Raw genomic sequence first — 10,211 nt, 5'->3', positions numbered from 1 at the left:
GCGGCGGTGAACGTAGCCTGGCGGTCGTGGACTTCGCGAGCGTTCTCCTGGAACAGAGCCGGGCCTTCGGCGATCTGATTCGCAACGCCGACCCCGACACGCCGGTGCCGACCTGCCCGGGGTGGAACCTGACCCAGCTCTTCCGCCACGTCGGGCGCGGCAATCTGTGGTCGGCGCAGATCGTCGCCGATCGCGCCGACCAGCCGGTCGACCCGCGGTCGGTGCCCGGCGGAAAGCCACCCGCCGACCCCGATGCCGTCATCACCTGGCTGCACGACGGCGCCCAGAAGTTGCTCGACGCGGTGGCGGCCACCGGTGCCGACACGCCGGTGTGGACGTTTCTCGGACCCCGCCCGGCGGACTGGTGGGTCCGGCGGCGCGCCCACGAAGTGATCGTGCACCGCGCCGACGCGGCGCTGGCGACCACCGGGGAGACCGGCCTCGACGACGTCACCCCGCTGCTGGCCGCCGACGCGGTCACCGAGTGGCTCCAGTTGGCCATTCCGCTGAGCAGTCGCGCCGAGACGCCGCCGCTGCCGGAGGGGCAGAGCATTCACCTCCACGCCACCGACGGCGACCTCGGTCCGGCGGGGGAGTGGACGTTGCGCACCGGCCCGGACGGGCTGAGCTGGTCCCACGAGCACGGCAAGGGCAGCGTTGCGTTGCGCGGCCGGGCCGTCGACCTGCTGCTGGCGATCCTGCGGCGAGTGCCGGTCGAGGACACCGGGATCGAAGTGTTCGGTGACACCGGGGTCTGGCGCCACTGGCTGGACCACACGCCGTTCTGAGCCGGTCACAAGGTAGTTTGCAGGGCATGACGACATCGGAAATCGCCACCGTGCTGGCCTGGCACGACGCCCTCACCGCGACCGAACTGACCACGTTGGAGTCGCTGTCGGGTGAGGGGATCGAGGTCGGTGACGCACACGGCGCCGGCCAGGGGTACCAGGCGCTGCGGCAGTGGGCGAAGTCCGGCGCATTCCGAACCAAGGTCGGGCGGATGTACGTCCACGCCGGCGTCGTGGTGGCGGAGCTGATCCCGGACGGCGAGTCGGGGCCACGGGAAGCGGCCGCTTTCCAGGTCGCCCACGACCGGGTGACCTCGGTGTTCCGCCACCCCGACCTGCAGACCGCGCTGAGCGCCACCGGGCTCAGCGAAGCCGATCGCGTCGACTGACCGTTTAGGCTCACGGCATGCGCGGGATCATCCTGGCCGGCGGTTCGGGCACGCGCCTGTACCCGATCACCCAGGGCGTGAGCAAACAACTGCTTCCGGTCTACGACAAACCTCTGATCTATTACCCGCTTTCCACGCTGATCATGGCGGGCCTGCGCGACATCCAGGTGATCACCACCGGCCATGACGCGCCTGCGTTCGAGCGGCTGTTGGGCAACGGCGATGCCTTCGGCATCAACATCAGCTACGCGGTGCAGGATCAGCCGAACGGCCTGGCGCAGGCGTTCGTGATCGGCTCCGAGCACATCGGCAACGATTCGGTCGCCTTGGTGTTGGGCGACAACATCTTTTACGGGCCGGAACTCGGTACCAGCCTCAGCAGGTTCCGAAACGTCCAGGGCGGTTCGATCTTCGCCTACCGGGTCGCCAACCCGTCGGCCTACGGTGTGGTGGAGTTCGACGCCGACGGCGCGCCGATCTCGATCGAGGAGAAGCCCGCCGATCCGAAATCGCACTACGCGGTGCCGGGAATGTACTTCTACGACAACGACGTCATCGAGATCGCGCGTGGGTTGCAACCGTCGGCGCGCGGCGAGTACGAGATCACCGAGATCAATCAGGCCTACCTCGAGCAAGGGCGGCTCAGTGTCGAAGTGCTGGCACGCGGAACAGCGTGGCTGGACACCGGAACGTTCGACTCGTTGCTGGACGCCAGCGACTATGTGCGGACCTTGGAGCGCCGCCAGGGGTTGAAGATCAGCGTGCCCGAGGAGGTGGCCTGGCGGATGGGGTTCATCGACGACGAGCAGCTGGCCACCCGCGCCCACACCTTGCTGAACTCCGGATACGGCGCCTACCTGCTCGATCTGCTTGAGCGCGGCGACGATTTCACCGTCCGGCGCTGACGGCGATCATGTCGATGGCCCGCCGCAGCGATTCGTCCACTCGCGCCCGGTCGTCGCCCATCCCGACGAAGATGTCCCGAGTCATCGGGCCCATGATGCGGGTCAGCGTGCTCCCGTCGGAGTCGAAGTTTCCGACGATCTCCAGCAGGGCGATGCCGTGCACCATGCTCCACATCCGCCCGGCGAGGTCCACGGGGTCATCAGCGCGGATCCGCCCGGTGTCGATGATCCGCTGGAGCGCGGTGACCAGTTGATCGAAGGTCGCTGCCGCGACAGGTAATTGGTCGTCGTGGTCGGCGAAGAGTTGCGGGAAATCCAGCCGGAACATCATCCGGTACCGATGCGGGTCCTCAAGCGCGAACCTGCGGTAGGCGTAGCCCATCACGAAGAAGTCGGCCATCGGGTCGTCGGTGGTCGAGACCGCGGCCAGCGCTTCGCCGAACCGGACGAACGAGTCGGCGACGATGGCCTCCAGTAATCCGGTCATCCCCCCGAAGTGGGTGTAGACCGCCATCGTCGACGCGCCGATCTCGGCGCAGACCCGACGGGCTTGCAACGCCTCCGGGCCGTCGCTGCGCAGTAGCCGCGCGCCGGCCGCGATCAGCCGGTCGCGGGGTGATTCGGCTGGTTCGGGAGCACTCACCCTTGCCATCCTGCCATAACGGTGTTATACCTGACCAATAACATCGTTATTCGACCGTGGGAGGTCATCATGGACAATCCGTACCTGCAGGGCGGTTACGCCCCGATCGAGCAGGAATACACCCTGACCGACCTCGCCGTGACCGGGACGATCCCGGACTACCTCGACGGTCGCTACCTGCGCAACGGGCCCAACCCGATCGGGGAGATCGACCCGGCGCTGTACCACTGGTTCATCGGCGACGGCATGGTGCACGGCATCCGGCTGCGCGACGGCAAAGCCGAGTGGTACCGCAACCGCTACGTGCGGGGGCCGCTGGCCACCGCTGCCCTGGGAGAACCCGCGCCGCGAGGCCGGCACGTCGGCGCTTCGGCGATCGGAGCGAACACCAACGTGATCGGGCATGCCGGTCGCACGCTGGCCTTGATCGAAGGCGGCATCTCCTGTTACGAGCTCACCGACGAGCTCGACACGGTCGGGGTCTGCGACTTCGACGGCACCCTGCCCGGCGGCTATACCGCCCACCCCAAACGCGACCCCGCCACCGGCGAGTTGCACGCGGTGTCGTACTCCTTCAACCGCGGTAACACGGTGCAGTACTCGGTGATCGGCGTCGACGGGCGTGCCCGGCGCACCGTCGACGTCGAGGTCGGTGGCTCGCCGATGATGCACGATTTCTCGCTGACCGAGAAGCACGTCGTCTTCTACGACCTGCCGGTCACCTTCGACGCCCGCCAGGTAGTCGCCGGTACGGTGCCGCGACCGCTGCGCCTGCCCGCCCGGCTGATTCTGTCCGCATTGATCGGCCGAATCCGCGTCCCGGATCCGATCACCGCGCGCCTGCCGATGCCCAAGGGCAGTGACCGCCGGATGCCCTACCGGTGGAACCCGAACTATCCGGCCCGCGTCGGGGTGATGCCGCGCGACGGCGGCAGCGCCGACGTGCGGTGGTTCGACGTCGAACCGTGCTACGTGTTCCACCCGCTCAACGCCTATGACGACGGCGAAACCGTGGTGCTCGACGTGGTGCGCCACCCGAAGATGTTCGACACCGACCTGCGCGGCCCGGGCGAAGGGCCGCCCACCCTCGAGCGGTGGACGGTCGACCTCGCCGACGGCAAGGTCCGCGAATCGCGGCTGGACGACCGGGCCCAGGAGTTTCCCCGGGTCGACGAGCGGGCGGTGGGCAGACGCCACCGATTCGGCTACTCGGTCGGAGTCGGCGCCGAGGCTCCGGACGCGGTGCTGCTCAAACATGACCTGCGCGACGGAACAAACGCCACCCGGTCATTCGGCCCCGGAAAACAACTGGGCGAGTTCGTCTTCCATCCGTCGACGCCGGATGCCGCTGAGGACGACGGGGTGCTGATGGGCTACGTCTACGACGCGGCGAGTGACCGTAGCGAGCTGGCGATCCTCGACGCCGAGACGTTGGAGAACATCGCCGGCGTGCAACTGCCGCATCGTGTTCCGGCCGGCTTCCACGGCAACTGGGTGCCGACCGGGCAGTGAGACCGGCACTCAACCGTGCTGAACCTTCGGAAAGGAGTCGCCATGAGCACCGACGTCGTCGCCGCCCGCACGATGCGGGTCGGTGACCGGCAACGCGAACGTCTCGCGGCGCGGCTCGGGCAGGCGCTCGAGCAGGGTTATCTGTCGATCGCGGAGTACGACGCCCGGATGGCGGAGGCGTTCGCCGCCCGGACCGCCGGGGCGCTCGACGAACTGGTCGCCGATCTGCCGGTCGAACGGATCCGGCGAAGCGATCCGCTACGGCGTGCCGCCCACCGGCGGGCCGCGCGCCGCGGAGTCTGGCTCCACGTGGCCGCCTACCTGGCCGTCTCGGTGCTGATGATCGGCATCTGGGCGGTGAGCGCCGCGGTGACCGGCGCGGGCTACTTCTGGCCGGTGTGGCCGATCCTCGGCTGGGGAATCGGCGTGGTCTCCCATGCCGTTCCGGTGCTTTCCTGCGCCGGGACCGCCCGGCCGGCGCCGCCGCGGGCCTACTGGCGGTAGCTGGCCAGGAAGTTCCCGAGCCGGTCGATGGCCCGGATCAGGTCACGGCTCCACGGCAGGGTGACGATGCGCAGATGGTCGGGGGCCGGCCAGTTGAACCCGGTGCCCTGGGTCACCAGGATCTTCTCCTGCAAGAGCAGGTCGAGTACCAACTGCTCGTCGTCGGCGATGTCGTGGACATCGGGGTCGAGGCGCGGGAAGGCATACAGCGCGCCGGTGGGTTTGACGCAGGACACCCCGGGGATCTTGTTCAGCTGTGTCCAGGCGATGTCACGCTGCTCAAGGAGCCGGCCGCCGGGCAGCACCAGGTCGTCGATGCTCTGGTAGCCGCCGAGCGCCACCTGGATCGCGTGCTGGGCGGGCACGTTCGGGCAGAGCCGCATGTTGGCCAGCAGATGGATGCCCTCCAGGAAGCTCGCGGCGTTCTCCTTGGGCCCGGTGATGGTCAGCCACCCGGCGCGGTACCCGGCGACCCGGTAGGCCTTGGACAGCCCGTTGAAGGTCAGGCAGAGCAGGTCGGGGGCCAGGGCGGCGACGTTGATGTGCTGGGCGTCGTCGTAGAGAATCTTGTCGTAGATCTCGTCGGCCAGCAGCAGCAGTTGGTGCTTGCGCGCCAAATCCACCATCTGGGTGAGGATTTCGCGGGTGTAGACGGCCCCGGTGGGGTTGTTGGGGTTGATCACCACCAGAGCCTTGGTGCGTTCGGTGATCCGCGACTCCAGGTCGGCGATGTCCGGCTGCCAGCCCTGGGTCTCGTCGCACAGGTAGTGCACCGGGGTGCCGCCGGCCAGCGAGGTCGACGCGGTCCACAGCGGGTAGTCGGGGGCCGGGATGAGTACCTGGTCGCCGTTGTTCAGCAGCGCCTGCAGCGTCATCGTGATCAACTCGGAGACCCCGTTGCCCAGGTAGACGTCATCGACGTCGAACGGCGGGAAGTCCTCGACGAGTTCGTAGCGGGTGACGACGGCGCGCCGGGCCGACAGGATGCCCTGCGAGTCGGAGTAGCCCTGCGAGTAGGGCAGGGCTTGGATCATGTCGCGCATGATCACGTCGGGGGCTTCGAACCCGAACGGTGCGGGGTTGCCGATGTTGAGCTTGAGGATGCGGTGGCCTTCGGCCTCCAGTCGCGCGGCGTGATCGTGTACCGGGCCACGGATCTCGTAGAGGACGTCCTGCAGCTTGGACGATTGCGCGAGCATGCGCGGGCGCTGCGGGACGCCGGCCTGGCCCGGCCACTGGTGTGTCGTCACGTCAACCATCGTGCCACGATTGTCCACTCGAAATTTGCCGGAAAAGAAGCTGGGGCCGTGAAAGCTCAGCAATCACGGCCCCAGGCTCCCGTTCAGCGTTTGCCTGGCGGGCGTGCACCGCGTGCGATGCCCAGCCCCTTGACCTCCGGTTGGGGCGTGGCCGACTTGGTCGCCTCGTCGGCCTTCTCCGCGCCCTTCTCGTCGGACTTGGCCTCCGGCTTGGTTTCCCCGGCCGTCGCGTCCGCGGTCTCCGGTGCGGACTCTGCCTGTGACTCGGCCTGGGACTCAGCCTTGGTCTCGGCCTTGGCCCCGTCCTCGGCCTTCCCGGCTTCGGGCTGGGCCGCCTCCGGCTTCGCCGCGGCCTTCTTCGCCCCGGGGCGCTTGGCGCCGGCGGCGATGCCGAGGCCCTTGACCGGAGCCGCCTTGGCGGGCTCGGCGCTTTCCGCCTCGGGCTTCGCGTCCGCTTCCGGCTTCGCCTCAGCCTTCGCTTCGCCGGCGGTGGTGTCCTCGGCCTTGGTGTCCTCGGTTTTGGCCGGGGCCGCCTTGGCCGGAGACTTCTTCGCCCCCGGACGCTTGGCGCCGCCGGCGATGCCGAGACCCTTGACCGGCGCGGCCTTGGCCGACTCAGCCTCGGGCTTGGCCTCCGCCTCCGCGGGCGCCGACTCCGCCTTCGGCGCGGCGGCCTTCCCGCCGGGCTTCTTGGCGCCGGGCCGCTTGGCGCCCCCGGCGATACCGAGACCCTTGACCGGGGCGGCGGTCTCCTTGGGAGCTTCCGCCGGCGCCTCGGCCGGTGCAGTCTCGGCGGCGGGAGCCGCGGCGGCCGGCTTCTCGGCGGTGACGGTCGCGGTGGCCTTGGGCGCCTCCTTGGCGCGGGCGGCGGCAGCCTCCGCGGCCGATCCCTTGGCCGGCAGCGAGAGCCCGTCCCGGTCCAACGAGCCGAGCAGCAGTTGGGCGATGTCGCGCACCTGCACGCCCTCGCGTCCCGCTGCCTCCTGCCGGTCGTCGACACCGTCGGTGATCATCACCCGGCAGAACGGGCAGGCGGTCGCGATGGTGTCGGCACCGGTGGCCATCGCCTCATCCACCCGCTCGTGGTTGACGCGCTTGCCGATGTGCTCTTCCATCCACATCCGCGCCCCACCGGCACCACAGCACAGCGCCCGGTCGCGCGACCGCGGCATCTCGATCAGGTCCGCACCCGATGAGGAGACCACCTCGCGCGGCGGTTCGTAAACCTTGTTGTGCCGCCCCAGGAAGCACGGGTCGTGGTAGGTGATCTTCTGGTTGATCGGCTTGACCGGGACCAGCTTCTTGTCCCGGATCAGGCGGTTGAGGATCTGGCTGTGGTGCAGCACCGTGTAGTTGCTGCCCAGCTGCGGGTACTCCCGCCCGATCGTGTTAAAGCAGTGCGGGCAGCTGGCGATGATCTTGCGGTCGACGGTCTCGACACCCTCGAACAGGTCGTTGAGGGTCTCGACGTTCTGGGTCGCCAGTTGTTGGAACAGGAACTCGTTACCGGAGCGACGCGCCGGGTCACCGGTGCAGGTCTCCCCGGTGCCCAGCACCAGGAACTTCACCCCGGCGGCGGCCAGCAGCTCGGCAACCGCCTTGGTGGTCTTCTTGGCGCGGTCCTCGTAGGCGCCGGCGCAGCCGACCCAGAACAGGTACTCGAAGCCGTCGAAGCTGTCGACGTCCTGGCCGTAGACCGGCACGTCGAACTCGACCTCATCGATCCAGCTGGTGCGCTCGCTGGCGTTCTGACCCCACGGGTTGCCCTTGGTCTCCAGGTTCTTGAACAGCACGGCGAGCTCGGAGGGGAACTCCGATTCCATCAGCACCTGGTAGCGGCGCATGTCCAGGATGTGGTCGACGTGCTCGATGTCCACCGGGCACTGTTCGACGCAGGCGCCGCAGTTGGTGCACGACCACAGCACGTCGGGGTCGATGACGCCGAATTCCTCTTCCGTGCCGACCAGCGGGCGGGTGGCCTGGTCGTCGCCGTGGCCGAGCACCCGGCCGAAGCCGGCCTCGGGGATGTGGCGGTCCTGCTCGTGCGGCGCGTTCGGGTCGAACGGCTCGGTGGGCATCGGCTTGTCGCCGAGCAGGTAGGGCGCCTTGGCCATCCAGTGGTCCCGCAGGTCCATGATCAGCAGCTTCGGCGACAGCGGTTTGCCGGTGTTCCACGCCGGACACTGCGACTGGCAGCGGCCGCACTCGGTACAGGTGGCGAAGTCGAGCATGCCCTTCCAGGTGAAGTCCTCGATCTTGCCGCGGCCGAACACCGCATCTTCCGGCGGGTCCTCGAAGTCGACCGGCTTGCCGTCGTACTCGATCGGCAGCAGCTCGCCGAGGCCGTCGGGCAGCCGCTTGAAGGTGACGTTGATCGGCGCCAGGAAGATGTGCAGGTGCTTGGAGTGCAGCACGATGACTAGGAACGCCAGCATCACCGCGATGTGGGCCAGCAGCGAGCCCGTCTCGATCCACTCGTTGGCGGTCGGGCTCAGCCCCGCCATCAGCTTGCCCATCAGTTCCGAGAGGAATGCGCCACTCTCATAAGGCAGCGTCTTGTTGTTGACGGCCGCCCCGCGCAACGGCAGGAAGGTCAACACGACCAGGCCGATCATGAACAGGATCAGCCATGCGCCGCCGTTGTGCGAGCCGTAGAAGCGCGAAGACCGGCCGTGCTCCGCGGGGTTGCGGATGATGCGGATGATCATGAACACGACGATCGAGATCGTCACCGCCGTGATGAAGAAGTCCTGCAGGAAGCCCAACGCAGGCCAATGCCCGATGATCGGGATGGCGAACTTCTCACTGAACAGCAGGCCGTAGGCCTCGATGTAGACGGTGAGCAGCACGAAGAACGCCCACATGGTGAAGAAGTGCGCCGCACCGGGGATCGACCACTTCAGCAGCTTGGCCTGCCCGGCCACCTCGCTGATCTGCGCCCAGATCCGCGACGGGATCTGCGTGTCGCGGCCGCTGGTCTTCTTGCCCGACATCACCAGCCGGTACAACCACAGGATGCGGCGGGCCGAGAAGAACCCGACCACCGCGGTCATGCCCAGGCCCACGACCAGTCTGATCAGCATCTGCGTCTCCACCGGGTGCCCTCCCAGAGCTATAAGCTACTCATGAGTAACTCAACCGTAGTTACCGCTCGGTAACTTCTGTTTGCTGCCTGCTCAATAGTGACATCATTGTCCTACGTCGTGGCGACGCAGGTTGCCCTAACCCGCTATTTCGCCGGGCCGCGCTCGAGCCTGGTCAGCCCTGAAAACGACACGCCAGCGGTGCCAGAGCCCGATTTTTCGGCCTATAGGCCGGGATCGATGTCGATTTCAGGGGGATATGCCGCCCGCGGCGGCTCAGCCCTCGTCGCCGGTGTCCGATCCGCCCTGGGTCGGTGCCGCGGCCTCGCTGGTGACCGGCGGCGCCGCAGTGGTCGTCGGCGCCTCGGTGGTGGTCGGCGCCTGGGTGGTCCGCTGCGTCGTGGTGGGTTGGGTGGTCGTCGGCTGGGTGGTGGTCGGCTGGGTCGTCGTCGTGGTGGGCGCCTCGGTGGTGGTCGTGGTGGGCGACTCGCTGGTGGTTTCGCTGCTGGGTGCCTCCGACGGCGCCTCGGTCGTGGTCTCCGGCGGAGGGATCGTCGACAGCGACGGCTGGCCGTCGGGACCGGTGACGGTCACCGTCACCGGCGGCGGTGCCTCCACCGGGCTGGTGACGCCGGGCTTGTCGGTGTCGGAGCCGCCGGAGCCGGTCAGGGTGTACAGCAGCCCACCGCCGGCTACCACGGCGAGCAGTGCGGCCAGCGCGAACAGCACCGGGGGGCGTCGGTACCACGGCAGCGGCGTCGCGTAGGGCTCGGCGAACTCGGTGGGAGGCGGCGCGGAGTAGCCGGTGTCGGAGTAGCCGGTGTCGGGGTAGCTGTAGTCGGGCTCGCCGCCGACGTAGGGCACCGGTTCACCCGGACCGGTGCCGTCCTGGGACCACGCCAGCTCCGGCTCCGGCACGTCGGAGGTCGGCGCCGGGGTGAACATCGTCTCGCCGGTGTCCGACGCCGCCGGGGCGGCGCGGGTCGCGTCGACCGGCGGGACCGGCGCGGCGGTGGTCGCATCGGCCGGCGGGGTCCACACGCCGGTGGGGGCGCCGCCCAGCGGCGGCGGGACCGGCGACCGCATCGTGGAGGTGGCGGGCATCGAACCCGATGCGGCGAGTAACCG

8 protein-coding genes and 1 pseudogene are annotated in these 10,211 nt (G+C 68.6%); 5 read left to right on the top strand and 4 right to left on the bottom strand.

What is annotated here, in order from left to right; all coding sequences use genetic code 11:
* The first annotated feature begins 26 nt into the window (after window positions 1-26).
* From A5643_RS11960 to rfbA, 3 genes are read left to right on the top strand one after another with little or no spacing between them, the layout of a single operon-like run.
* Window positions 27-788: a maleylpyruvate isomerase family mycothiol-dependent enzyme gene (locus tag A5643_RS11960; RefSeq protein ID WP_066855478.1), complete on the top strand. Its 762-nt coding sequence runs from the start codon at window positions 27-29 to the stop codon at window positions 786-788.
* A gap of 26 nt (window positions 789-814) precedes the next feature.
* The gene (locus A5643_RS11955) at window positions 815-1,177 is read left to right on the top strand and encodes a hypothetical protein (RefSeq protein ID WP_066855474.1); all 363 of its coding nucleotides are present in this window, start codon (window positions 815-817) and stop codon (window positions 1,175-1,177) included.
* A gap of 17 nt (window positions 1,178-1,194) precedes the next feature.
* Window positions 1,195-2,082 (top strand): glucose-1-phosphate thymidylyltransferase RfbA, encoded by an 888-nt coding sequence (gene rfbA, locus A5643_RS11950; RefSeq protein ID WP_066855471.1) that lies wholly within the window; start codon window positions 1,195-1,197, stop codon window positions 2,080-2,082.
* On the opposite strand, the gene A5643_RS11945 is transcribed toward rfbA, so the two are convergent.
* On the bottom strand, window positions 2,066-2,725 hold the full coding sequence (locus A5643_RS11945; protein WP_231995547.1) for a TetR/AcrR family transcriptional regulator: 660 nt from the start codon (window positions 2,723-2,725) through the stop codon (window positions 2,066-2,068). The two genes, rfbA and A5643_RS11945, sit on opposite strands and share 17 nt — an antisense overlap.
* A 69-nt stretch (window positions 2,726-2,794) precedes the next feature.
* On the opposite strand from A5643_RS11945, the gene A5643_RS11940 reads away from it, so the two are divergent.
* Window positions 2,795-4,237, top strand: coding sequence for a carotenoid oxygenase family protein (locus A5643_RS11940; RefSeq protein ID WP_066855465.1), 1,443 nt, complete (start codon window positions 2,795-2,797; stop codon window positions 4,235-4,237).
* Window positions 4,238-4,279: 42 nt separating this feature from the next.
* Window positions 4,280-4,741 carry a DUF1707 domain-containing protein gene (locus A5643_RS11935; RefSeq protein ID WP_066855463.1) on the top strand — a complete coding sequence of 154 codons (462 nt, stop codon included), beginning with the start codon at window positions 4,280-4,282 and terminating at the stop codon, window positions 4,739-4,741.
* Here the strand turns inward: A5643_RS11935 and A5643_RS11930 are convergent.
* From A5643_RS11930 to A5643_RS11920, 3 genes and pseudogenes are all read right to left on the bottom strand, one after another.
* On the bottom strand, window positions 4,729-6,018 hold the full coding sequence (locus A5643_RS11930; protein WP_066855460.1) for a pyridoxal phosphate-dependent aminotransferase: 1,290 nt from the start codon (window positions 6,016-6,018) through the stop codon (window positions 4,729-4,731). The two genes, A5643_RS11935 and A5643_RS11930, sit on opposite strands and share 13 nt — an antisense overlap.
* Before the next feature lie 65 nt (window positions 6,019-6,083).
* The gene (locus A5643_RS11925; protein WP_197497719.1) at window positions 6,084-9,083 is read right to left on the bottom strand and encodes a heterodisulfide reductase-related iron-sulfur binding cluster; all 3,000 of its coding nucleotides are present in this window, start codon (window positions 9,081-9,083) and stop codon (window positions 6,084-6,086) included.
* A 276-nt stretch (window positions 9,084-9,359) separates the two neighbouring features.
* Window positions 9,360-10,211: pseudogene (locus A5643_RS11920) on the bottom strand (hypothetical protein); the annotation flags it as partial.

Origin of the sequence: Mycobacterium sp. 1274756.6 (genome assembly GCF_001668625.1) — a bacterium.
Classification (GTDB): domain Bacteria; phylum Actinomycetota; class Actinomycetes; order Mycobacteriales; family Mycobacteriaceae; genus Mycobacterium.
The sequence above is the reverse complement of the archived record's forward strand: the minus strand, read 5'-3'. Positions and strand labels throughout refer to the sequence as shown.